We start from the raw sequence: 25523 nt of genomic DNA on the forward strand, positions 1-25523 counted from the left end.
GGTGCCACATTCTTGATGCTCGTCGTTTCTACTTTTGCACTTTTATCAGTAGGATGTACGTGTGCATTTGCAACACTTGATAAGGTCATAGTAGCAATAATTCCGAAGGTGTAAACTAAATTTCTCATAAGATGATTATTTTAAAGATTGATGATTTGTTTTCTATTATGAGGTAAAGATATAGTGATTATCAAGTATTTAAAACTACTTTATGACCAACGGTAGTTTTTCAAGAGCGAACGGGGATTATCTAAAACTGAATCGATTTACGCTAATATTATAGAAAGTAATACGCATAAAAAAAGGAGCCATTGGGCTCCCTTTTAATTATCGATTTTTAGATTATTTTACTTCTGAACTAAATGTTTTGCATAGAAGCCCAGCATAGCTTCATACAAAGCAATTCTGTTTTCTTCTTTAGAAAAGCCATGCCCTTCATCATACTTTACCATATAAGGAACATCTACTCCTTTAGCTCTTAGTGCACTCACAATCTGATCTGACTCATCTATATTTACACGAGGGTCATTAGCACCTTGCACCACAAATAATGGTTTCTTTATTTTATCAATATGAAATACAGGAGAAACTTCTTCCATGATAACCTTTTCTTCTGGAATAGCTTCATCATACCAAATCTCTTTTATGATTTTCACATAAGGCTTCCAGTAAGGAGGCATTGTATTCATAAACGTAAAAATATTAGAAACACCCACATAATCTACCCCACAAGCATATAACTCAGGAGTTTTTGTTAATCCTCTTAATACGGCATAGCCACCATGACTACCTCCATAAATGGCCGCTTTATCTTTCGCAACCCAACCTTGTTCAATGACATAAGCTAAACCGTCTTCTACATCATCCATTGCTTTTCTTCCGATCTGCTTAAAACCAGCTTCTAAAAACTTTTTACCGTATCCGCCGGAAATTCTAAAATTCACCTGTAAAGTGGCATAGCCTCTGCTTGCAAAAAGTTGTGCTTCCGGATTAAAACCCCAAGAATCACGTATGCCTTGTGGCCCCCCGTGTGGGTTTACAATCACAGGAACTTTTTCTCCGTTCAAAGCAGCTTTTGGTAAGGTGATATACCCGTGTAAGGTAAGACCATCTCTACTTTTAAAAGTAATAGGACGCACATCGGCCATATCTTCCTCTTTTAATTGCGGCATGATATTATAAACCATCTGGAACTCGTCTTTCTTTACATCATAAGAATAGTAAACTCCCGCTAACTTATCACTTGTCACGTACAACAAATAATTGTTTTCATCATCCGTAGCATCTGCAATTCCAAATTGCTTTCCTTTAAATTCTTTTTCAAATTTCTTATGAAGCTTCTTATAATAATTGCTTATTGGTACAATCACAGATTTTTCACCTTCATACTGGAAATAATCTAATTCATAATTTCTTTTTCTGGATAGCGAAAGGTTAGATACATCATACATATCATGTGCAAATACCTTTTTTATAACTTTGTTTTCTTTGAAGTCATACAATACAATTTCAGACTTATCGCTATGCAAATTAGAAACTACATAGGCATCATCTGTATTTTCAGTAGCATAATCAAAACTTAAAATAGAGAAGGCATCTTTCCAATTCAAGCTATTGATAATTTCGAACTTACCAGCTGCATTTGCATAATATAAATCTTGCTCTACCCCATCACGTAATTTTGTGAACGCTTTTAGGTTTCCATCTTTATCAAAATTGTAGCCCATAATTGGGTTAGCTACATCTTCATTGGTATACAATTGCTCTAATGCTCCGGTAACAATATTTACTTTATAAGGATCAAAAATTTGAGGATTGTTCTTATTTAAAGAAATGATAATATGATCTTTATCTTCTTTTAAAAGCTCTAAAAAATTTGCTTTAACGCCCTCAAAAGGAGTAAGATCTTTTTGGTTTGCACCGTCTAAATCTGCAGCATATAAATGGTAATTTTCATCACCCCCTTGATCCATTAAGTATACCAATCGGTTATTATTTACCCAACCGTATCCTCTAATTAATTCTTCTCTCTCTTCAATAGCTCTGGTAATTTTCCCTGTCGCAATTTCTTTTACGTACACATGACGTTTCCCATCATCATCTTTCTCCATGTATGAAATATACTTTCCGTTAGGCGCATAATTAAACGATGATGCTTTTGGTTTTGCAAAATAATCTGAAACTGAATACTTAAAATTACCGTTATCAGCTTGTGCTAATGCTGTTAACGCTTCATCAGAAGTAGGTAAAGCCGTATTTCCTGGAATCATTTTCTCTGTTTTCTCCAAAATTAAAGGAAATTCCATTCCTGCTTGGTAAAATATCCCAGTAATTTTAACGCCATCGACAGATCCAACATATTTAATACCTGCCTGCTTAAATTGAATGGTAAGCTCTGTTTCTACGAGTGTAGTTTCATCCATAGGAATATCTGTAGCGCCTTGAGACGGACTATCCATAGTACTACTAAGTATACCCTCAATTTCGGAAATAGTGAAGATTAGTGGCATTTCTGTACCCTGAACAGCAAGTGTTCCTTTCCATGAGCCTACAACATCTTGCGCTCTGGTAATTTGCATACTTAAGGCTGTAAAAGCAACAAGTAGCATAAGACTAATTTTGTGGTTAATTTTTTTCATCGGTGTGTTATTAAAGATTAATATGCTCTTTAAATCTCCTTAGCTATTTGTAATACAACTACTTAACTTGTTATAAAGAAGAAGATTCATTTTTTTCTCAAAACAAATCTACACACGAAAGCCTCCCCATTATTTGAAATTATGGGGAACGGTAAAATTAAAGTTGTAAGTGGATGATGGGATTGTTAACCCCAGATAGCAGAATATAAATTTATTCCTATCATAAACCCTAACCAAATACCTACTGCTATGACAAGTACCAATAAGGTTCTAGAGCTACGTACAATAGAGTTTTCTAAATTTACGGGTACACTATTCTTATGTACCTTTAAGGTTTTTGCTACGGGCTTAATAAAGTTAGGGGCTAATCTAAGATCATAATTGCTCCCATTAAGTTTAAAATAATGCTCTGACTGCAGTAAGCCAAACTTTTCAGAAACACGCTTGCCATTTAAATGCACAAATTGTTTCCATAAAGAATGAAAAACTTCAACTTTATTATTTTCAATATAAAACTCCGCACGCTTCACCATAAAAAACGACATATTACCGCTACTACAAATTATTGTTTATTTTTTTTCTCCGAAATGGGGTGTTGGGGGAAATACTACATAGATACGTTAGGTATCTAGAAAAAGACTTCGGAAAAAAGCTAAAAAAAACTTAAAATGTATTCCATGCAAAGGAATAGCTTCTTAAGGAAGGAAAAAAGACTTTAATTGGCTTTTGGAGGATACTTATCAAACACTTTGTCAACAATTTGCCTCAGTTTTTGCTCGCGTGCTTCTGGCGTCGCATTTTCTTTAAATCCGCTTGCGCTTACTGCTTGCCAAAATAAAAATTCTTTCTGGCTGTCTACAAAATCAATTTGAATTTCGCGTTCTAATTTTGGCTGCCCAACCGGAAGTCCTATAGAGATACCTCCACCAACATTCCTACCGGTACCGCCCAAACCTACGCCAACATTATTGCTTTGCGGAGCTTGAAATTCGTTGCTTTGTACATTGATAAAAAAATCTGGCTCTTCTGAAAGTTGAATGCCTTTGGCTTGCATGGTAGAATCTATAAGTACTAGAATTCGTTTTTCATCAAGACCACTTAATCCCGATTCAAAATCAGGATAATAATTATAGGTTGTATAGGATGTAAAATCTGTTTTGGTATCGTAATCATAATTTACACGTACGGCCGCACAAGAAACCACAAAAAATAAGACCATTAAAAAACCTATCTTTTTCATATATACTACTTTACACTAAGATACCTAAAAAATAAGAAAACCAAACAAATTAATCATTTAGCATCTTCCAGAGTTTATCTTTCAGCTCCACTAAACCTAATTGTGCTACCGATGAAATAAACATAAATGGTACATCTTTTATTTGACTCTCTAGCTCGTTTTTCATCTCATTCTTTAACTCATCGTCAAGCATATCGCTTTTAGAAATAACGACTAAACGTTCTTTGTCTAACATCTCAGGATTGTACCTACGGAGTTCGTCTAAAAGAATTTCATATTCATTCTTAACATCCTTACTATCTGCAGGAATCAAAAATAACAAGGTAGAATTACGTTCTATATGTCTTAAAAAATAATAGCCTAATCCTTTACCTTCTGCAGCTCCTTCTATAATCCCGGGAATATCTGCCATTACAAAACTCTGAAATTCACGGTATTTTACAATCCCTAAATTTGGTTTTAATGTAGTAAACTCGTAATCGGCGATTTTTGGTTTTGCTGTTGTTAAGACAGACAATAAGGTAGATTTTCCTGCATTAGGAAAACCCACTAAACCAACGTCTGCCAATAATTTTAATTCCATGATCACGGCTAACTCTTGCCCAGGAATACCTGGTTGCGCATATCTAGGCGTTTGGTTGGTAGAGGTTCTAAAATGCCAGTTTCCACGCCCCCCTAAACCACCAGGAACTAAAACTTGTTCTTCCCCGTCTTCTGTAATTTCAAGAAGCACCTCTTCTGTGTCTGCATCTTTGATAACCGTACCTAATGGCACTTCTAAGTAAACATCTTCGCCATCTGCTCCAGTACTTCTACTTTTAGCACCATGACCTCCATGTCCTGCTCTAAAACTTCTTTTAAATTTATAATTTAAAAGGGTCCATAGATCTTTACTTCCTCTTACAATAACATGACCACCACGACCACCATCACCACCATCAGGACCTCCTTTGGTAATAAATTTTTCACGATGCAAATGCACGGATCCTTTTCCGCCTTTACCCGATTCTAAATTTATCTTTACGTAATCTACAAAATTGCCTTCCGTCATCTCTTTCTAATAATTTTGTGTACTATTGGTACTATACTTCTTTTCTAATTTTGAAATCTTATTGGATTGTAGTCCAAAAAAAGAACTGATTAAAAAATAGGTCGCTATTGCTGTTGTTAAATAAAAAACACTGAATTCATCTTTAAAAACCAACCCTAAAAAGATTATAGGTATAGCAACTAAAAACTGCACTTTGCAGCGACGATAACTTCTTGCCCTTATTTTTAAAAAAAATCTTCTTTTTCAATTTGATCTAAAAGGGCTAAATCTGCAAAATTGGCAGCTTTAAGTTTTTCTATGACCGCTTGTGTTTCTAACCTAGAATACTTAAAACGTTCAACAGTTAAAAATTTTGCTTCACTTGCATTAGGTGTGTAACTCATTTTAGCTATCCATCAAAAAAAATAAGACCACGTGCCCTATGCGCTTAAAGCGTATCTATCACTTTCTTTAATCTTTCCGTAATTTCAGAAATTTCTCCAATTCCGTTTACACTGAAAAATTTATTCTTACCCTCATAATAAGAAATTAAGGGTGCTGTTTTTAAATTGTACTCTTCAAAACGATTGCGAATTTTACTTTCGTCTTGATCATCTGCTCTACCACTAACCTTACCACGCTCTAATAAACGCTGAATCAAAATTTCATCATTTGCTTCTAAAGCAATAGTCGCATTAATCTTCATGTCTTTAGAATCCAAAAAAGCATCTAAAGCTTCTGCTTGCGATGTTGTTCTTGGGAATCCATCAAAAATAAATCCTTTAGCATCTGCATTTTTGATTACCTCATCTTGCAACATTTTAATAGTAACCTCATCCGGTACTAAATCTCCTTTATCAATAAAAGATTTGGCTAAAACTCCTAATTCAGTACCATTCTTGATATTGTATCGAAAAACATCTCCTGTAGAAATATGCTTTAAATTGTATTCTGATTTTAAAAATTCTGCTTGTGTGCCCTTGCCAGCACCAGGTTTTCCGAATAACACAAGATTAATCATAGTATTTTGGTTTAATTGGTATACTTCTTTTAAATTTCTTCCTAATTCGTTGTAATCTAGTCCATACCCTACAATAAATTTATCGGGTATTTCCATGCCAATGTAATCAATTTTATATTCGCCGTTATAAACAGATGGTTTATGAAACAAGGTGGCTATCTTAAACTCTTTCACATTTGTTTGCGAAAACAAATGCACTAGTTCTTTTAAGGTTCTACCCGTATCAATAATATCTTCAAGAATTATAACACTTTTACCACTGATATCTTCAGGAAGATCTAAGAGCGTTTCTACAATTCCTGTAGAAGTTAAGCCACTATAGGAGCTTAATTTCACGAAAGATACTTCACAAGGATGTTGGTATTCTTTTAATAAATCTGAAACAAACATAAACGAACCATTCAAAACCCCTACAAACAAAGGCGTTTCGTCTTTATAGTCGGCCGCAATTTTATCTGCAACATTCTTTACGGCAGCCAAAACCTGAGCCTGACTTAAAAATGGTTTGAATTGTTTATCGTGGAGCTGTATCACGCTTATTTTTTTTGAAGTGACAAATATAGCGTTTTGATTTCTCTTTTTACTTGTAAGCTCGTTGGTTTTAAGAAATCGGTGTATTTTTGTAATTCATTCAGATTTCACACAGGACCATGTCAAACAAAGAATCAAAAAATTATTTTTCATCTGACTTTAAATTGGGAATTTTAGGTGGCGGACAGCTCGGTAAAATGCTGCTTTATGAAACCCGAAAATTTGATATCTATACAAAGGTTTTAGAAGCAACAGAAGATGCGCCTTCTAAGATTGCTTGTGATGAATTTGTTCTGGGTGATTTAATGGATTTTGATGCCGTTTATAATTTTGGTAAACAGGTAGATGTGCTTACTATTGAGATAGAAAATATAAATCTTGATGCCTTAGAAAAGTTAGAATCCGAAGGGGTAAAAGTATATCCACCATCTAAAACATTAAGAACGATACAAAATAAAGCAAGGCAAAAGCTTTTTTACCAAGACCATAACCTTCCAACCGCAGAATTCTCGCGCTTTGCTTATGCTAGTGAAATTAAAGATAGTGTTGACAATGGCGGAATAGCATTTCCTTTTGTTTGGAAAGCAGCACAGTTTGGGTATGACGGACAAGGTGTAAAAGTGGTGCGGAACTTTAGCGATCTTGAAAATTTACCGAAAGGGGAATGTATTGCAGAAAAGATGATTCCTTTTAAAAATGAATTGGCCGTTATTGTTGTTCGCAACCCTTCTGGAGCCGTAGTTACTTACCCGGTGGTAGAGATGGAGTTTCATCCTGAAGCCAACCAAGTAGAGTACGTAATTTGCCCTGCGCGAATAGATGCTAAAGTGGCGCAAAAAGCCACAGAAATTGCGCTTCAAGTATCCGAAAAAATGCAACATATTGGCATCCTGGCCGTAGAAATGTTCCAGACCCATGATGATGAAATACTAATAAACGAGGTTGCTCCTCGCCCACATAATAGCGGACACTACAGTATAGAAGCTAGCTACACCAACCAATTTGAGCAACATATTCGGGCTATTTTAGACCTTCCACTAGGAAGTACCGCAAGTAAAGTTGCCGGTATTATGGTAAACCTTGTAGGCGCAGAAGGCTATAGTGGTGCTGTCGTGTATGAAAACATGGAAGCCATTTTAAAGCTTGAAGGGGTTACCCCGCATATATATGGTAAAAAGCAAACAAGACCTTTTAGAAAAATGGGGCATGTGACCATAGTAAATAAAGATATTACCGTTGCCCGAAAAATAGCACAAGAAGTAAAAGAAACAATTAAAGTGATTAGTGAATAACAAAGCACTAGATCACGACTTTTATATGAAGTATACAGGCATCATTTTTTTGCTATTAGTAATGTTTTCTTGCAAAACAGAAGAAGATAAGCACCCTGAAATGTTGTTTTTCGAAGAAGCCTTAAAAAAAGACTTTGCTATAGAAAACGTTGGAAATAAACCTAATTATTACAGGGATACCGAAAAATATGTTTTTTTCAAGACAGATAATTCGGCCCCAAAAAAGGAGCTCATCATCTATAACAAAAAAAGCAAAGAGCGATTAAAAACTCTTGACATAGACAATCTTGAGTTTGTTATAGATCGTGGAGGAACTATTTTTGGATTCCATAATGAATCAGAAAAAGCTTTCACCTACCAAGCGCCTTTATTTGACAAAAAACAGCTTGAGACTGTTTCCTTAGATCAGCTCTCGGACAAAAGTTTAAAAGTAACGTACGCTTCTGAAATCGCTCAAAAAAAACTGGACGAAGCTGCAGCCGATAAATTAATCAACGAAATTCGAAATAAAACTATTCAAACCACATTTGTAGACTCACTAAACTGCGCTATGGAATTGTATGGCTCTTATGAATTGATTCTGAAATATCCTTCAAAAGAAGTGTATGTAAACAATCCGTTACTTTTTAAAGGATCATTTTTGAAAAGTAAAAAGTACGATATGAAAGATTGTACGTTAGCGAATGTTTCTTTAGATGAAACAGACTATTTTGGTACGAAGCATTTAAAACTAGAAGACGAAATTACCTTAGCTTATCATTTAGAAGGTAGTAATCATTTTGTAATGGGCGTATCTTCTAATAAATTATATTATTACGAGTTTAGGTTAAACGATAAAATCACGAAATTTAAGTCGGCCTATCCTATTAAAGAAATTGATAATTTTGAAGATCAAATCTTACTAGAAATGGGATCTGACAAATATAAAATCACCACGAAAAAATAAACAATATGAGTAAAGTAGCCGTAGTAATGGGGAGCACAAGTGACCTGCCCGTAATGCAAGATGCCATAGATATTTTAAAAGGTTTTGATATAGAGGTTGATGTAGATATTGTTTCTGCGCACCGTACTCCTGAAAAACTGTTTGATTTTAGTAAAAATGCACACCTTAATGGGTATACTGTAATTATTGCAGGTGCTGGTGGCGCTGCACATTTACCTGGAATGGTAGCTTCAATGTCTCCCCTTCCTGTAATTGGGGTTCCCGTAAAAAGCAGTAACTCTATAGACGGTTGGGATTCTGTGTTATCTATCTTACAAATGCCTGGTGGCGTTCCTGTTGCCACAGTAGCCTTAAACGGTGCAAAAAACGCTGGTATTCTTGCTGCTCAAATTATTGGTAGCTCAGATAAATGTGTATTAGATAAAATAATTCTTTATAAAGAAGGATTAAAACAAAAGGTAATTGAAGGCGCTAAATCTTTAAATAAAAAATAGTTGACGGTTGCCTGTTGATTGTTGTTGGTATTTTTTACTGCCACTGCTTTTTCATCAACTAACAACCATAGACCATAAAATAACAACAATACAATGAATCCACTTTTATCCCCATTTGATACCGCACCATTTTCTAAATTAAAAAACGAACATTTTATGCCTGCTTTTACGCAAGCAATAGCAGATGCTCGTGAAGAAATAGAGGCTATAACTCACAATTCTGAAGCACCAACATTTAAAAATACGATTGCCGCTTTAGATTATTCTGGCAAACAATTAGATCGTGTTTCTAGTGTATTCTTCAATCTAAATTCGGCAGAAACCAATGAAGACATTCAGAAAATAGCCCAAGAAATTTCTCCTATTCTTTCTGAATTTGGTAATGATATCACTCTAAATGAAGATTTATTTAAACGTGTAAAAGCAGTTTATGATCAGAAGAAAAATTTAGATTTAACCACGGAAGAACAGACTCTTCTAGATAAAAAATATAAGGGTTTTAGCCGTAATGGCGCTAATCTATCCGAAGATAAGAAGAAACGTCTAAGAGAAATAGACGCAGCCTCTTCAAAATTAAAATTAAACTTCGGAGAAAATATCTTAGCAGAAACAAATAAGTTTCAAATGCATTTAACCGATGAAGCAGCGCTAGACGGACTCCCAGAAGGAGAGAAAGAAGCCGCTGCACAAATGGCCAAAGCAAAAGAACTAGAAGGCTGGTTAATTACTTTAGACTACCCTAGCTATATTCCGTTTATGAAATATGCCAAAAATAGAGTGCTTCGTAAAAAGCTATCTATTGCCTTTGGCAGCAAAGGTTTTCATAATGATGAGTTAGACAACCAAGAGAATGTTCTTAAAATAGCGCAACTACGTCATGAACGTGCTAATTTATTAGGCTATAAAACGCATGCTCATTTTGTGTTGGAAGAGCGTATGGCACAAACACCAGAAAAAGTACAAGAATTTTTAAATGAATTGTTGGAGAAAGCAAAACCTGCTGCCGAAAGAGAATTTAAAGAGTTAGAAGATTTTGCAAAAGAATTAGATGGCGTTGACCAATTAGAAAAGTGGGATGGTGCGTACTACTCTGAGAAACTAAAACAAAAGCTTTTCAATTTAGATGATGAAAAGCTGAAGCCTTACTTTAAACTAGAAAATGTAATTGCCGGTGTTTTTACCGTAGCCGAAAAATTATATGGTTTACAGTTTGAAGAAGTTTTTGATATAGACAAATACCATGAAGATGTAAAAACATACCGCATTTATGATGAAGATCGTAAGCTTGTTGCTATTTTTTATGCCGATTTTCACCCTAGAGCTGGGAAGCGCGGTGGTGCATGGATGACCTCTTTTAAATCGCAATATGTAGAAAACGGAGAAAATGTGCGTCCGCATATTTCTAACGTTTGTAATTTCACAAAACCAACCGCTAGCAAGCCTTCTTTATTAACTTTTAATGAGGTAACTACCTTATTTCATGAGTTTGGACACGGTTTACACGGCATGTTAGCAGATACGGTATATCCAGGATTATCGGGTACTTCGGTATATTGGGATTTTGTAGAACTGCCTAGTCAAGTATTAGAAAACTGGTGTTATGAGAAAGAAGCTTTAGAACTTTTTGCTACGCACTATGAAACTGGAGAAGTTATCCCGATGGAATTGGTAGAAAAAATAAAAGCTTCTGCTACCTTCCAAGAAGGCATGCAGACCTTAAGACAACTAAGTTTTGGCTTGTTAGATATGGCTTGGCACGGAACAGACCCTACAGATATTACTGATGTAAAGGCTCAAGAAGATACGGTTTTTAAAGAAACTGATTTATACCCTGCCACACCAGATACCTGTATGAGTACTTCTTTTGCTCATATTTTTCAAGGCGGATATTCTTCCGGATATTACAGTTATAAATGGGCAGAAGTTTTAGATGCTGATGCTTTTGCATACTTTAAAGAAAAAGGAATTTTCAATAAAGAGGTGGCTACTAAATTTAAAGAACATGTACTTTCTAAGGGAGGAACAGAAAACCCAATGGAATTGTATAAGAAATTCCGTGGGGCAGAACCTAAGATTGAACCACTTTTAGAGCGCGCAGGGTTATTATAAACTAGCTACGCGTTCTTGAAAAAATCAGTATAAGATATAATTCTTATGCTGATTTTTTTTTATACCAACTATAGAAAATGGGATATAAATTAATATCTTTAATTTTTAAAGTAAGAGATAATTCTCTTTCTTCAACTATAAAAAGAAGCTATAATTTTGGATGTATTAAAGCCTGGAGAAAAAATAATAGCCAAAGAAACGGACTATACTTCCGGGAGTATAGGGTGGTTAGGTGGCGGAGTAAATGATGCCTATGACCTCTATTTAGTATCGGACGCTACAAAACATTTGACCTTAATTGTTTTTATGAAAATTCAGGTCATATTTGAAGATAGCGGAACTATGGTATGGTCTGCCTTTGACAAAACAAAATTCGTAAAAGACTTTGAAAGTTCTGTAAACTCTAAATGGGGCAATAAAAGAGTCTTAAAAAAATTGAGCAAAGGCAAAAAGGTTTTCATAGATTTTCGTTTTGAATTTATTACCACCGGATGGTCCATCACAGAGCATTGGGAAGTTCATGTGAAAAAAATAAAAAAAGGCGCTTTTAGCACTAGCTCTGTCAACCCCATAACAAGCAGGGTAAATTTAGATAGTGAAGATTTTACGACCGTGATGAAAAATGGTGGAGGAAAACAAAGAGGTATTGTTCATGAATTTGGCCATATGTTAGGCTTACCTGATGAATACAAAGAAGGTACACCTCATGAAAAAGATTTTAATTCTATTATGAATGGTGGCGAACAAATTAAAAAAAGACACGATGCCGTTTATTTAAAATGGTTAGAAAAAACCCTATCCAAACAACAAATAAAATGAAAACTTCTATGGTATTAACTGCCTTACTTGCCCTCATAGGCTTTTGCTTATGGTTCTTTGTGCTTAAACCTAAAACCGAAATTACAATGGAAAAACAATGGCAAACACTTATAACGAGCACCACTGTAGAAAGTGAAAAAAACGCAATTGCAGCACTAACAGCAAAAGTAAGTGCTAAAGGCGGCTATTGGGAAGTTATTGGCATAACATATGATGGTAACCATACCAATATGAGTACCTACGATGGCGATTTGAGTCAAATAAAAAATATAACTGCAAATTTTTATTGGGACACCCATACTTTTCAAGGTACAGACTGGACCCCTTTAGACCCACAGAATATTTATATTTTCTTTCGAGAGAAGTAACCAAAACGTCTTAATTATCAAGACTAAATCCTACTCAAAAACACTTTTACCTGCGCTAGATTATGGTAAATTTTAACAAACTATAAAATACATCTCTTCCGTATCCGTTGTATATAAAATCTTTTACCTCAAGCGTCTAAATCTTGTACTTTATGAGAATGAGCGGCGGCCCTTTACCTAGCTACCTTTATGGTGTATTCTCATATTGGTGAAAAGCTAAGTAAGTATGTGTGCAACTAGGTCTTAGGTTAAAACTAGCAACTAATATTATACGTATGAAATGTACTACCTGTAGCGTTCTTAACACAGAAGAAGCTCAATATTGTAGAAATTGTGGCGCTTCGCTGTATCCCACAAATGAAGCTCCGGATGCTGGTTCCAGCAAAACCATTTGGTTGTTAATTGCTGTAATTGCCTCCTTTGTCGTTGTAGAACTAGGCTATTTTGTGATCAGCACTTTTCAGCTAGATTTTATCTATGATATGATCAACCTATCGTCATTTATGACGTTGATCCCTACACTAACCCTATTAATTGCCGCGGTATTAATGCGCAATCAAAAAGCAAAAATAGCTTTATTCATAGGTTTTGGCCTTATGTTGCTATTTCTCGCAGGCTATTATATCTCCTAAAATTAAAGGCAATAAAATAGATAAGCACAATTACCGTTATACCCTTACCGACCAACCTTAAATTAATCTATGAAAAACATTTGTACAAAATGTGCTACGCTTATTACGGAAGGTGCTAGCTTTTGCCAAGTATGTGGCACAGCAGCTACCGTAGTCCCAGAAAACAAAACAATATCAGCGAAGGTAAATACATGCCCTACGTGCCAAACTACGTATACGTCTGACTTTTTATTTTGCGAAAAAGACGGAGAAAGGTTACTAACTCCAGAAGATAAAACCCCTAGATGTGTTAAGTGCTTTAAGAGCTACGCAGATGATACCACCTTTTGCCCTATTGATGGCGGAGAAGTAAAATATATTCCAAAACGCTCTAACCGTGTTCCTCATCCTACGCTAGATAATAGTGGTATGTTTCAACGCATGTTCTCCTTTGAAGGAAGAATAAGAAGAACAGAATATGGCCTTACAATCTTGATGTATATAGTCTTTTATTTTTTATTAATTCTTGTTGTTGAAAGTACACGAAGTGGCGGAGCTGGCCTCGTTATTTTACTTCTACTAATTCCATGTATTTGGATCCTTTGGGCACAAGCAGCTAAACGTTGCCATGATTTAGGCAATAGCGGCTGGTACCAATTAATTCCTTTTTACGGACTCTTTTTACTCTTTCAAGAAGGCGAAAGAGGCACAAACGAATATGGGAGAGATCCTAAAAACTAATAAAACCTTATCCTATGAAATGTTTAGCTTGTACAACAGAAAATGATCCATCGGCCTTATTTTGCAAAAAATGTGGCGCCAAATTAATCGCTTCAAAAAATCAAGATACTGTAGACGTAGATAAAGTGGTAAATTTATTTCTGCTCATTATAGGCTCTGGCTTAGTGGTAAGCTTATTCTACTTTGTTATAAACATACTAGAATTTATAGATGTGTATTCCATACGGCCTTTGAGAATGATCACCAACTTGGTGGTCCCTGTAGTTACGCTAGTTGCAGCTATATTAATGCCGCATCAAAAAGCCAAAGTTTTTCTATTTGTTGCGTTTGCTATAGAAATTATATTTTTTATTAAATATAGTATCCTGTAATAGCTACAGCACCTACTTCATGGGTTAATACACCTACAATTAATGAGCTTTTTTAAAAATTTATTTAAGAAAAAACCAATTACAATAACCTATCTGATTTTGGCCTGCCCAATATTGAGCATAAGCTTCTTGGCAGTTTATTCACCCAGAGTACTGGCATTTCTGCAACAGATGTATTTGACAGGTTAGCTATTGAGACCAAGTTAAAAGAGGTAATGAACACGCACTTCATACCATACACCTCCCACGGCTCGTTTTCAAAACTCTACGAAGAAGGTACTTTTTATATTTCTATACGCTTTGAAGCAAAAGGAGAAAAGTATAGCCTCTTTCTACTTTACGATGAGAATGATGCTCGAAAATTTAATGCGGCTAAAAAATTTATAAAAAACGGTACACACCCTAATGCACTATTCATAAGCGCGAATGACTATAGCTATGTAAACAGCAGTTTAAGCTGTATTGAACCTTTTCAAATTGAAAACCTTTCTTTGATCGCACAGGAAGATTTTCAAAAACTTCTTACTCAGAAAGAAACAGCGTACGCGATGTGGTTTCCGTCAGAAGCTGAAAAAACCTTTTATAATTCTCCAACCAAACAACATCTAGATGCTATATATACGCTTATAAATGACTACGAAAATTATGTATATGGTTACCTGCTTTTAAAACTGAAACTACCTGATATTCATAAATTTCATAGACCTGATTTGCCTGAAGTTCCAAAAACCTTTTTAATTTTAGCCATAGAAAATACTAGTTTGCTCATTACCGTTTGTAAAGAAAAGGGAATTAGATTTCATTTTAATAAACAGACAACTTCCACTGCATATGTAGCTCATTTTCTTAAACATATGCATTCAGATTTTGTCACATTTATTGCGGAACTACATACGGTATTATTTTTAGAAAAAACAATTGGCAACGGTTTGCACTGGTATCAAAAAACAGCTTCAGAATTTATATCGAAAGAAAAAAATGGAATCCTACAGGCTTCCTTCCCAGAAGAAACTATTATCATTTCTACGAATGAAAAGAACTAATTGGGCAACTACGCGCTAGTGTTTTTTATTCTAGTGCTAACACGTAAAAAAGTACATTGAAAAACATGCTAAAGAGAAGACTAGCATCTTCGCATTAAAAGCATGGTAAGCGTTCTTTAGTGTATACTACCAATGCCATTAATTTTCATAGTTTCGCATCTTTTTATTTAACCACAACCCATGAAACTCCACATCAAAAGATTTCTACTTATTGTTAACCTTCAAACGGTTATCATCTCTGGCTTAGCCGTAATTTCTACCGCGATCTGCATACATTACAAATATGAAGCGGAGTTCCCACTTACTTTAGTCGCGACTTCTATTATTTTTCCTATCGTATTTTCTATTGGCGGCGCCTATAAAAGAAGAGAAGCAGCATTGAAAGAATATGCTGCTATCAAAGGCTATTTACGCGCTATTTACTTTGTGTCTAGAGATTGGATTGATCAGCCAAAACCAGAGAATGTGACCAAAATGTCTTCATTAATCTATGATTTCTTCAATAATTTTAGAATCATGTTTACCGATTCAAAATCGAATTTAATAGAGAACGAAAAAAAGGTCTATGATAATTTTTCAGATTTCTCATTGTATATAAAACATGAATTGCGAGAAGAAGGTTTATCTGCGGGAGAATGCTCTAGAACCAATCAATATTTACAAAAAATGATGGTTTCTTTTGAATCTATCAAACATATTTACCAATACAGAACTCCCAGAACCTTACGCGCGTTTAGCTCCCTGTTCATAAAAATACTCCCCATTATTTACGGCCCTTATTTTGCCTTTAAAGCAGAAGAAATGTCTTGGGGCTTAGAGTTTGTAATTCCTATTTTACTCACCATGATTCTTGTGAGCTTAGAAAACATTCAAGAGCATCTAGAAAACCCTTTTGATCAAATAGGTGAAGATGATATTAAGTTTAATGTAGAGAAGTTTATAGAGCGTCTAAACCACACCACAGGCGATGCTGATTGATGGGGAAACTGCAGAAAAATAGGTGACCGGTCAGACAAGAATAAGTACCTACATCGCGCAACTCTTAAAAAAATGACACCCACACACGGAACATGTTAAAGAACATTAGAACAAAAACAGCATTTGCTATTCTTATAATCAATCTAATTCTCGGAAACGGAATCTTGTTTATAGGCGGTAAAAGTTCTTTTACCGAAGCTGTAAACTACCCCTTAATGGGAGGCATATCTATCGCATGCATTCTTTTTTACAGTTTGTTTTTTTATTATTCCAAATATGAGACCTACTCAAAATTAAAACTAATTCTTCTCTCCGTTTTAAGTTGTATGGTAATTATACTTTTAGGGTGTTTCTTAGCCGTGCTACTTAAAGAACCTTTAGCAGAATTCTTCCGAAATATCCCCGCAGCACTACTCATGGGTATCATGGGAAATATAATGTTCTTCCCGGTTTCAATAATACTAGGATTATTAAATTTTGGCATTATAAACTATTTTAAGAAGCGTGCGATAGAACCATAGCTAGCACTTTTTTTATTTTCACTTTCTCCTAAAAACCTAAACACTTAGTTTTCTCTAAATATTTTAAAGACCAACTCTTTGGTTAGTGGCTGCCCTTTTGCTTTTTCTCGGATGTCATCAAAACTAAATCTAAAAGCGCAACCTGCTTTATACTCACTACAGCCATAAGCGGTCTTCCCTTTTAAAATGGTGCCTTTGTTGCATTTCGGACAGCTATTATCTTCCGGAGTACTTTTTACGGCTACTTTACCCTTTTTAGGTTCTAACTTGAGCTTATAATTTTCATCAAACCTTAGTAAGCCTTCTACCGAAGCATCATTAATTTTAAACCCTTTTAAATTTACTGTTGATCCTTTTTGAAATAGCCTAATAAACTGTTTTTCTGAAATAGTTTTACCTTCAAATTTAAAGGGCAATACAAAATCGCAGGTTTTATTAAATTCCGAACAACCATAAGCTGATTTCCCTTTACGGATCGTTCCCTTTTTACATTTAGGACAAGCTTCGGAGGTTAAGCCTTCCGGTTTCTTTACCGCCTTTTTCTTAGGAGCTGTTGCCGGTTTATTATTCACTGCCGAAATATTCGCCTTTTTTGTTTCACTACGTACTTCATACACCAAATGATCTACCATTCGCTTCATCTGCTTGATAAAACTACCCGCACTAAAAGTCCCTTTTTCTATATCTTTTAACTGCTTCTCCCATTTACCGGTGAGCTCGGCAGATTTTAGCATTTCGTTTTGAATGGTGTCTATTAACTGAATACCGGTGACGGTTGGAAGTACCTGTTTTTTATTTCGTTTTATATACTTTCTTCTAAATAATGTTTCAATAATATTGGCACGTGTAGAAGGGCGGCCAATACCATTTTCTTTCATAAGCTCCCGAAGTTCATCATCATCTACTTGCTTCCCTGCCGTTTCCATAGCACGCAATAAGGTTGCTTCCGTAAACTGATTTGGTGGTTTGGTTTCTTTCTCCAAAAACGAAGGCTCATGCGGGCCTTTTTCTCCCTTTACAAAAGTAGGTAATAGGCCTTTTTCCGTAGTGGTTTTTGCCTCCGGGTTTTCAAAAACAACGCGCCATCCTTTTTCTAAAATTTCTTTTCCAGTGGCTTTGAACATTACTTTTTCTGCCTTCCCAAGTACCGTCGTATTAGAGACTTTACAATCTGGATAAAAAACGGCTATGAACCGGCGTACAATAATATCATACACTTGTTGCTGGGCATACTGCAAGTTTATTTGCTGGCCTGTTGGTATAATAGCATGGTGATCTGTAACCTTACTATCATCAAAAACCTTTTTTGTTTTCTTTAATTTCTTCCCATCAAGCGGTTGCGTTAAAGTAGCATACTTATTCAGTTTCTTAAGAATCCCGGGGACTTTAGGGAATACATCATTGGGTAAAAATGTGGTATCTACTCTAGGGTAGGTCACTACTTTTTGTTCGTATAGTTTCTGAACAATCTTTAAGGTTTCATCGGCACTAAACCCAAACTTCGTGTTGCAATACACTTGCAAGCCTGTTAAATCAAATAGCTTAGGTGCGTATTCATTACCTGCCTTTTTTGTGGTAGAGACAATTTCAAAATCGTGCTCTTTTACAATATTTGCAAGCTTTTCTCCGTCTTCCACTTTAAGAAAACGCCCTTCTTCATAGCTAAATAAGGTTTCCCGATAAAGCGTTTGTAATTCCCAATACGGTTGTGGCTTAAAATTTTCAATCTCCTTAAACCGGTTAACCAACATCGCCAGTGTAGGTGTTTGCACACGACCAACAGATAGCATTTGTTTGTACCCTCCATGTTTTAAGGTGTATAATCGGGTGGCATTCATTCCTAAAAGCCAATCGCCTATAGCCCTAGAAAACCCTGCATAATATAAATTATCGTATTGGGCAGAAGGTTGTAGTTTTTCAAACCCTTCTTTTATAGCCTCTGTTGTTAAAGAAGAAATCCATAAACGCTGCACTTCACCCTTATACCCCGCTTGGTCTATCACCCAACGTTGTATCAGCTCTCCCTCCTGCCCGGCATCACCACAATTAATGACAACACTAGCTTGGTCAAATAATTTTTTTACAATGTTAAATTGCTTCTGGATTCCAGAGTTTTTTACCACCTTGGTTTTAAACTTATCGGGGAGCATGGGGAGGTTATTAAGATCCCAACTTTTCCAATGAGGCTTGTAATCATTTGGTTCAAATAAGGTACACAAATGACCAAAAGTATAGGTTACCGCATAGCCGTTACCTTCATAATAGCCATCGCATTTTTTGGTTGCTCCTACTACAGTAGCAATTTCACGGGCAACACTTGGCTTTTCGGCGATACATACTTTCATGACAGAATGCAAAAATAGTTAAAATACCTTGATCATAGCATGCTTATAGCCTATGGAAATGAAGTTACCGCTACCCTATCTTTAAAATTGTTGCCATGGCTCAAGAAAGAACCAAATCAGTACCCTCTATTGCTCCTCTTTAGCATAACGCTACCTACTCTAGAAACATTTTTTATGTATGACCTATAGCATTCTTTGAAGAAATAGTCATCTAAGTGACAACTAAATATGAAAAACTACAGGCAACTATAGAAAATAGTTCCTATTTTTATAAACAACAAGGCCAAAAAAAATTACACCTAGAATGATGCTCCACAAACTATTGCTTTTCACCCTATTGATCATCAGCTTAAATAGTTGCAAGGACGCTAAAAATTCGCCCATTAATGCGGAACAGAATAAGTCTATTCCTGGAGACTATTTTGAAAACAATAGTGCCGGAGATTTAAACGACCAAGGAATAACCTTCAGTCAAAATGGAGATTATAAAAAAGGGAATGAATTTTTTTTAAAAGCACTAGAATTAGAGCCTAACAACCCAACAACCTTGAGTAATTTAGGCTTAAATAGTCACCTAGAACGCGACTATGATTCTGCGGTAAAATATTACCGAGAATCCTACCAAATTTCAGATTCTACCTATCATATTGCTGCCATAAATTTAGGATTAACGTACTTCTATCGGAAAGAATTTGACCAGGGAATTAGCATCACCAACTATGTTATTGAAAACACGGATGATATAGACATCTTATCTACCGCGTATGTGCACAGAGCATTAAACTATCTTGGGAATGACCAATGTGAAAAGGCTCAAACTGATTTAAATTATATTATTGCCAATTTTCAAGGAATTGGAAATACGGCATATCACATAAAAGATTTAACCCGAAAGTTAAAAACCTGCGAATTGTATCAATAGCTTAAATTAAAAAACTATGAAAACCACCGTATTAGCCTTCCTATTATTTTGTTGTCTTGGAGCAACCCCCAAACGCCCAGTTTGCTCTCCTGTATTTACGCCATTTAATGAATGGTTACATAGGTATGATGCCGAAAGGTTTATCATCGTTGAAGGTTATTTTCTGCCCACCACAGAAAAGGGCCATGCCTCAAAATTTGAAGTTATTCGCAGTTCCGATGCCTCCATAAAAATTAATGAAGACTATGAAGTCTATGAGTACGGACCGTTTGGAAGTAGCTGCGAAATGTATGAAATGGGGGCCAATATTGACAAAGAATTAACAGGAAAAAATAAACCTAGACTTTTAATTGCTTACAAAGGAAGAAGTATTAATGGTAAATTAGTTTGCCCTATTTTTTGGGACGCAGGCGTAAATGCTTCCGATAATAAAATTGTAACCAAAGAATATAATTACGATTCTAGCCAATATATTTTATATGAATGCCCCGTGTCTTTAGAGGAAGTTTGGAACCAAGTTTCAAAAGGAAGTGTGGTAACCGCTGCATGGAAAGAGCAAGCCAATACAAAACAGTAATTAACTTTTGCAGTCTAAGAGAAGGTTCTATAAAGTGGTAACAGTAGACATAGCTAGGTATCTCCTGTGCTGATTTTAAATTATGAGTTTAAAATGGCGTAAAAAGCTTTCAGAAAACCGAATGGGAACATCAAAGATTACTACGTTAAAACTTAAACAAAATATAAAGTTAGGTCTTAATTAAAATGATCTCTATATATTTATGAACGGCTGCATATAGAATTATTAGCTATAGGTCATTCACTATGACAATAACGTCCTAAAAAGATATTCATTGAAAAAATTAAGAGAACAAACTGATGCTAAAATTGCCGCAGGAAGAAAGAACAATCCTGAATTCATGAAGGGAGTTGATGCTATTATCAAGAAAGAAAAAGAGTTTCAACAAGGTAAAAATGCCATAAAGATTGGCGAAAAGGCACCTAATTTTGAATTACCTAATCCTGAGGGAAAAACAATTTCTTTAGCTACCTTACTAGATAAAGGTCCTGTCGTTGTTACTTTTTATCGAGGTAGTTGGTGTCCGTATTGCAATGTACAACTTAGGGCTATGCAAGCCAGATTAGATGAGATACATGCACTGGGAGCCACATTAGTTGCCATTAGTCCAGAAGTGCCAGATGAGTCCATGTCTGCGAATGAAATTAATTCACTAGGGTTTAGTGTGCTAACAGACCAAGATGCAACCGTGGCCTTACACTATGGTGTTGCTTGGGAAGTTCCCGCTTTTTTAATAGACCATATGGAAGTAGATCGTAAGCTGGACTTGAAAAAAATAAACAATGGTAATGGAAGTATACTACCCATACCCGCCACCTTTGTCGTAGGAACCGATGGACTAGTGCAATGGAGTTATGTTGATGTGGATTATAGAACACGTGCTGAACCCGAGGAAATTCTTGAAGCCTTAAAAAAACTGTCTTAAGTGCTGTTATCCCTCTTGTAAGTACTTCCAATGTCAGTTCAAGTGGCGTGTGTGCAGTGCAACGAAACAAACGTTGTATCGAGAACTTTTAGGAACACTGAAAACTTCTCGATACTAATTATTCTTCCGCTAAGGCTCCAAAATAATTCACTCGAAGTGACAAGCATTCTTGAAAGTACCCCCGGTGTCAGTTCGAGTGGCGTTTGTGCAGTGCAACGAAACAAGCGGTGGATCGAGAACTTTCTGAATAATATATGAGAACCCGTTTTTAAAATTTAAAAAATGAAAATTCTTCTTTGCATATTTATCACGCTGTTTCAATTGCACTTAGCTTTCTCGCAAAGAGACACAACCAATTCAATTAACGGAATCTGGGAAATGAACGGCTATGGAAGAATCATTGAAATTTCCGATCTTGAAGTTAGCGCCTATGACATCTCTAAAATTTCGTGTCTTGTTAATTCAAAATTAAGTAGAGCTGATATTAACCAATTAGGACAATTTAATCTAACGCACAAAGACTCCTTACATCTAAAACTTGGTATCACCCATTACTATTTGCATAGAATTAAAAAGTTACCACCAGGACAAATCATAACTGACTCTATTCAATCAAAAAATCTAAAACTAAATTTTGATGTTTTCTGGCATACTTTAAATGAGAACTATTCTTTTTTTAAAGAGAGAAAAATGAACTGGAAGCATATTTACACGGAATACAGCAACCGAGTAGATACGCTCACAAACGAGCAAGACCTTTATGACGTCTTCCTAGAAATAACAGGGAAATTAAATGATGAACATACTACTGTAATCCCAAACGATGCTATTAGAAAAGCACATGAAGAACTAATGGATATACAGGAGGAGAATGATGGCATACCTCATATTTCCATATCAGAATTAAGTGAGACTATAGTACACAAATATGTAGAAAATCCCATTAAATATGGCAAAAGCTTAAGCGGTAATGGCTTACTAAATTATGGTGTTACCGCAAATAACGTAGGCTATATTCAAGTGAATAATATGATATTCTTCGCAGATTACAAACTACCAGATACTTTGACGGACTATGACTTTTTATTTGCATATTTAGATGCCTCAAATAAAAACCCAAGCTATCAAGAAGATGAAGTTAAGGGAATCAAATATCAAATGGATTCCATTATGGATCGATTTAAAAATACAGATGCAATTATCTTAGATTTACGTTTTAATACCGGCGGATATGATGTAGTCTCGCTAGAAATTTTGAACTATTTTATAGACACTAAGAAAAAAGTATTCAGTAAAAAAGCAAAAACTATTGACGGTTTTACAAGCGCTCAATCTCATTATATCATACCCACAAGAAAAGCATATAAGAAACCTGTATTTTTTCTAACAAGCCCCCAAACTTCTAGTGCTCCAGAATCTTTAGTTATTGCAGCCATGCCCTATGAAAATATCAAAGTTATAGGCTCAAGGACCATGGGAATCACATCAGATGTATTAGAAAAAAAATTACCGAATGGATGGGACTTATTCTTGTCTAATGAAATTCTAGTAAACTATAAAGGCGATTGTTTTGAAGGGGTTGGTGTTCCTCCAGATATAAAAATTGATTATGCTAGAGATGAAGATCAATTTATTCAAGAGCTATCCAATCAATTAAAAAATGGAGATAAGGCCATTGAAAAAGCATTTGCATTGCTTAAAAATGAATAGAAGAGCCACCATGAATAAGAACCCGTTATTAAAATATAAAAAATGAAATCACTTTTTTACCTGCTACTCCTAACTCAGTTATTAAGTGCACCATTAGTTGCCCAAGAAATTGTAATGCAGGGAATGATACTCGATGTACAAAACCAGGAACCTATAGCCTATGCCAATATCGGAATCTTGAATAAAAACCAAGGAACCATTACCAACACAAAAGGTAAATTTTCCTTAACAGTCGCAAAACAGTTTAAGAATGATAGCATTACCATAAACCATATAAATTACCATCCTATAAAAATCTTAGCAACAAACTTCTCTGATCAAAAAATTCTTTTGGAGCCTAAAACTACTGAACTCCATGAGGTAATTGTTTCCAAAGGAAAAATAAAGAATAAAAAAATAGGCGTTAAATCTTACGGCAAACTTTTATCCATGCGTGTTGCATCAAGAGACAACGATATAATAGAGGTTGCCCAACTCATCAATATTCCGGACAAGGAAGTTAAAGTGAAAGCAGTTAATTTTAAGGTCTTTAAATCATCAGAAGTGACCGATGTTATAGTAAGAATAAATTTCTATACGAATAGGGACAATAAGCCTAGTGAAAAAATAATATTAAAAAGCATAGTGCACGAATTACCTACAGATAGGGAATCGGGTTGGATCCGAATTGATTTAAATAAAGACGCTATTTATATCGAACAAGACTTTTTTATCGGAATTGAATTTATACCTAATTTCGAAACTCCAACAATAGTAGATCTAGGTGCTATTTTAACAAAAGGCAAAGGATATCGAAGAGAAAGCAGCTTAGGTACCTGGGAAAAACTAAATGGAGCTGCCTCGATCAATGTTGATGTACAGTATTGAAAATACGATACTAACATCTATCAAAAAAACAATATAGCACAGGTGCATCAATACGAGTAGCCCTGCTGTCAGTTCGAGTGGCGATTGAGAAGTGCAACGGAACAAACGTTGTATCGAGAACCTTTAGGAACACAGAAAGCTTCTCGATACTAATTATTCTTCCACTAACGCTACAAAATAATTCACTCGAAGTGACATTTCTCCTATAAAAGCCACTCCTATGTCAGTTCGAGTGGCGATTGTGCAGTGCAACGGAACAAGCGTTGTATCGAGAACCTTTAGGAACACAGAAAGCTTCTCGATACTAACAAGCTAGACTACACCTTGGACCAGATTTTCGTATTTAAATTTAATTCGCTAATTAAATCGGCTATAATATTCAAGTCCTTCTGAATTTCTTCTAAAGTATTGACCTTTACCTTATCTTTTTCTACCGTAATATTTTCAAATAAATCATTGCTCATAGGCATGATTAAAAATAGCTTCCCATCCTTTAAAGTCAAAGATAATTTTTCTCCTAATTTTTGATTTAACTGCACAATAGCATCAATAATTTTTGGACTTAAAATGTAGTATGCCATCTGCTCATCAGTAGCGGTAATTGTATATTTTTTAGTAACAATACTATTTTCCACTCTAATGGTTTTTAGATCATTGCCGCCAAACATTTTCTTATTAAACTTTTTCTTGGTTCTAATGTTTACTTGACCCTCAAAGTGTTTATGAAAATCTGCATACAAGAAAAACCCTCTGAAGTTGGTACTTATACCATATAAAAATGCTTTTTCATTCACCTTAGTTTTATCAACCTCGTTATTTTTTGATGTACTCCTACTCCCCGAACTTTCGAATAAAGAGTCTCCCCCACTATCGCTTTCTAAAAAAGGGATATCTATATCGGGAAGAAAGGCAAATGGCAATGCAATAACAATAAAAAGTAAAGCCCACCCCGTGATGGTCATACCCTCCGTCTTATAATAAAGCTCACAAAATTCAAAATCAACATCATTTATTTTTCCAGAAAAATGATCATCTCCAAAAAACCCCCGATTCTTCAAATTGCCCAAAAAAGAGGGCGAAAAAAAATCTGATGCTAAGATGTGTTTCTCATCTATCATTCCATCAAACCTATAATTCAAGTTATCATATTTAGAAGAAATAATTTTTGGTAATATGTCTAACTTAAATTCCCTACGTAGCACGGTTGTATTCTTGTAGTTCTGATTAGATTTTAAATACGACTTAAACAAGATTGTTGCTAAAATTGCACTCACAAAGAAATAGTAAAAAGAAAATTCTGTAACTCCCCATAAAAAATGACTGTCGACCGTGAAAATCAAAAATAGCACATACAACACAAAAAATATTGGACATATGATGAATGTAAATAGTGAAGAAATTACTAAAAATGACGGTAAAATTA

25 protein-coding genes are annotated in these 25523 nt (G+C 35.2%); 16 read left to right on the forward strand and 9 right to left on the reverse strand.

Going from position 1 to position 25523, the window contains the following annotated elements; genetic code table 11:
• Positions 1-347 precede the first annotated feature (347 nt).
• The 6 genes from BLQ19_RS05195 to BLQ19_RS05220 all read right to left on the reverse strand — a co-directional run bounded on the left by BLQ19_RS05195 (position 348) and on the right by BLQ19_RS05220 (position 6464).
• Positions 348-2609: a S9 family peptidase gene (locus tag BLQ19_RS05195; RefSeq protein ID WP_074537706.1), complete on the reverse strand. Its 2262-nt coding sequence runs from the start codon at positions 2607-2609 to the stop codon at positions 348-350.
• 215 nt (positions 2610-2824) lie between these two features.
• Entirely contained in the window at positions 2825-3172 is a 348-nt protein-coding gene (locus tag BLQ19_RS05200; RefSeq protein ID WP_025614000.1) for a hypothetical protein, read from the reverse strand.
• Between the two features lie 182 nt (positions 3173-3354).
• Complete coding sequence (locus tag BLQ19_RS05205) at positions 3355-3879, reverse strand: DUF4136 domain-containing protein (RefSeq protein WP_024479311.1); 525 nt, start codon at positions 3877-3879, stop codon at positions 3355-3357.
• Positions 3880-3928: 49 nt separating this feature from the next.
• Entirely contained in the window at positions 3929-4930 is a 1002-nt protein-coding gene (gene obgE / locus BLQ19_RS05210; RefSeq protein ID WP_025613999.1) for a GTPase ObgE, read from the reverse strand.
• Between the two features lie 224 nt (positions 4931-5154).
• On the reverse strand, positions 5155-5313 hold the full coding sequence (locus tag BLQ19_RS21200; protein ID WP_175444396.1) for a hypothetical protein: 159 nt from the start codon (positions 5311-5313) through the stop codon (positions 5155-5157).
• 44 nt (positions 5314-5357) lie between these two features.
• Positions 5358-6464 (reverse strand): adenylate kinase, encoded by a 1107-nt coding sequence (locus BLQ19_RS05220; protein WP_074537617.1) that lies wholly within the window; start codon positions 6462-6464, stop codon positions 5358-5360.
• A 116-nt stretch (positions 6465-6580) separates the two neighbouring features.
• Between BLQ19_RS05220 and BLQ19_RS05225 the strand changes: the two genes are divergently transcribed.
• The 11 genes from BLQ19_RS05225 to BLQ19_RS05280 all read left to right on the forward strand — a co-directional run bounded on the left by BLQ19_RS05225 (position 6581) and on the right by BLQ19_RS05280 (position 16233).
• Positions 6581-7753 carry a 5-(carboxyamino)imidazole ribonucleotide synthase gene (locus BLQ19_RS05225; RefSeq protein WP_025613997.1) on the forward strand — a complete coding sequence of 391 codons (1173 nt, stop codon included), beginning with the start codon at positions 6581-6583 and terminating at the stop codon, positions 7751-7753.
• Positions 7746-8699, forward strand: a complete 954-nt coding sequence (locus tag BLQ19_RS05230; protein WP_139150198.1) for a hypothetical protein — start codon at positions 7746-7748, stop codon at positions 8697-8699. Before BLQ19_RS05225 ends, BLQ19_RS05230 begins: the two co-directional genes overlap by 8 nt.
• 5 nt (positions 8700-8704) lie before the next feature.
• Positions 8705-9193, forward strand: a complete 489-nt coding sequence (gene purE, locus BLQ19_RS05235; RefSeq protein WP_024479305.1) for a 5-(carboxyamino)imidazole ribonucleotide mutase — start codon at positions 8705-8707, stop codon at positions 9191-9193.
• A gap of 93 nt (positions 9194-9286) precedes the next feature.
• On the forward strand, positions 9287-11302 hold the full coding sequence (locus BLQ19_RS05240; RefSeq protein ID WP_074537619.1) for a M3 family metallopeptidase: 2016 nt from the start codon (positions 9287-9289) through the stop codon (positions 11300-11302).
• A 156-nt stretch (positions 11303-11458) separates the two neighbouring features.
• Positions 11459-12121 (forward strand): immune inhibitor A domain-containing protein, encoded by a 663-nt coding sequence (locus tag BLQ19_RS05245; RefSeq protein WP_029445310.1) that lies wholly within the window; start codon positions 11459-11461, stop codon positions 12119-12121.
• Entirely contained in the window at positions 12118-12489 is a 372-nt protein-coding gene (locus tag BLQ19_RS05250) for a hypothetical protein (RefSeq protein ID WP_139150199.1), read from the forward strand. The genes BLQ19_RS05245 and BLQ19_RS05250 overlap by 4 nt, the downstream gene beginning before the upstream one ends.
• 275 nt (positions 12490-12764) lie before the next feature.
• Positions 12765-13121, forward strand: coding sequence for a zinc ribbon domain-containing protein (locus BLQ19_RS05255; RefSeq protein WP_074537621.1), 357 nt, complete (start codon positions 12765-12767; stop codon positions 13119-13121).
• A gap of 69 nt (positions 13122-13190) precedes the next feature.
• Complete coding sequence (locus BLQ19_RS20900; RefSeq protein ID WP_083332190.1) at positions 13191-13841, forward strand: DUF805 domain-containing protein; 651 nt, start codon at positions 13191-13193, stop codon at positions 13839-13841.
• A 14-nt stretch (positions 13842-13855) separates the two neighbouring features.
• Positions 13856-14212, forward strand: a complete 357-nt coding sequence (locus tag BLQ19_RS05270) for a zinc ribbon domain-containing protein (RefSeq protein ID WP_024479299.1) — start codon at positions 13856-13858, stop codon at positions 14210-14212.
• A gap of 215 nt (positions 14213-14427) precedes the next feature.
• Positions 14428-15255 carry a hypothetical protein gene (locus tag BLQ19_RS05275; RefSeq protein ID WP_024479298.1) on the forward strand — a complete coding sequence of 276 codons (828 nt, stop codon included), beginning with the start codon at positions 14428-14430 and terminating at the stop codon, positions 15253-15255.
• A gap of 180 nt (positions 15256-15435) precedes the next feature.
• Positions 15436-16233: a hypothetical protein gene (locus BLQ19_RS05280; protein ID WP_029445304.1), complete on the forward strand. Its 798-nt coding sequence runs from the start codon at positions 15436-15438 to the stop codon at positions 16231-16233.
• A 283-nt stretch (positions 16234-16516) separates the two neighbouring features.
• Here BLQ19_RS05280 and BLQ19_RS21205 read toward each other — a convergent pair whose 3' ends face one another.
• On the reverse strand, positions 16517-16717 hold the full coding sequence (locus BLQ19_RS21205; protein WP_175444397.1) for a hypothetical protein: 201 nt from the start codon (positions 16715-16717) through the stop codon (positions 16517-16519).
• A gap of 81 nt (positions 16718-16798) precedes the next feature.
• A complete protein-coding gene (locus BLQ19_RS05290) occupies positions 16799-19099 on the reverse strand; it encodes a DNA topoisomerase 3 (RefSeq protein ID WP_074537623.1) in 2301 nt (766 codons plus the stop codon).
• 304 nt (positions 19100-19403) lie between these two features.
• Here BLQ19_RS05290 and BLQ19_RS05295 point away from each other — a divergent pair, with 304 nt between their 5' ends.
• From BLQ19_RS05295 to BLQ19_RS05315, 5 genes are all read left to right on the forward strand, one after another.
• Entirely contained in the window at positions 19404-20021 is a 618-nt protein-coding gene (locus BLQ19_RS05295) for a tetratricopeptide repeat protein (RefSeq protein ID WP_139150200.1), read from the forward strand.
• Positions 20022-20037: 16 nt separating this feature from the next.
• The gene (locus tag BLQ19_RS05300) at positions 20038-20598 is read left to right on the forward strand and encodes a hypothetical protein (protein ID WP_074537625.1); all 561 of its coding nucleotides are present in this window, start codon (positions 20038-20040) and stop codon (positions 20596-20598) included.
• Between the two features lie 274 nt (positions 20599-20872).
• Positions 20873-21523, forward strand: coding sequence for a peroxiredoxin-like family protein (locus BLQ19_RS05305; protein ID WP_074537626.1), 651 nt, complete (start codon positions 20873-20875; stop codon positions 21521-21523).
• A 282-nt stretch (positions 21524-21805) separates the two neighbouring features.
• Positions 21806-23233, forward strand: a complete 1428-nt coding sequence (locus BLQ19_RS05310; protein ID WP_074537627.1) for a S41 family peptidase — start codon at positions 21806-21808, stop codon at positions 23231-23233.
• A 42-nt stretch (positions 23234-23275) separates the two neighbouring features.
• A complete protein-coding gene (locus BLQ19_RS05315) occupies positions 23276-24100 on the forward strand; it encodes a carboxypeptidase-like regulatory domain-containing protein (protein ID WP_074537628.1) in 825 nt (274 codons plus the stop codon).
• A 317-nt stretch (positions 24101-24417) separates the two neighbouring features.
• Here BLQ19_RS05315 and BLQ19_RS05320 read toward each other — a convergent pair whose 3' ends face one another.
• On the reverse strand, positions 24418-25374 hold the full coding sequence (locus BLQ19_RS05320; RefSeq protein ID WP_175444398.1) for a DUF3137 domain-containing protein: 957 nt from the start codon (positions 25372-25374) through the stop codon (positions 24418-24420).
• Between the last annotated feature and the right edge of the window lie 149 nt (positions 25375-25523).

Origin of the sequence: Cellulophaga baltica (genome assembly GCF_900102165.1) — a bacterium.
Taxonomy (GTDB): Bacteria; Bacteroidota; Bacteroidia; order Flavobacteriales; family Flavobacteriaceae; genus Cellulophaga; species Cellulophaga baltica.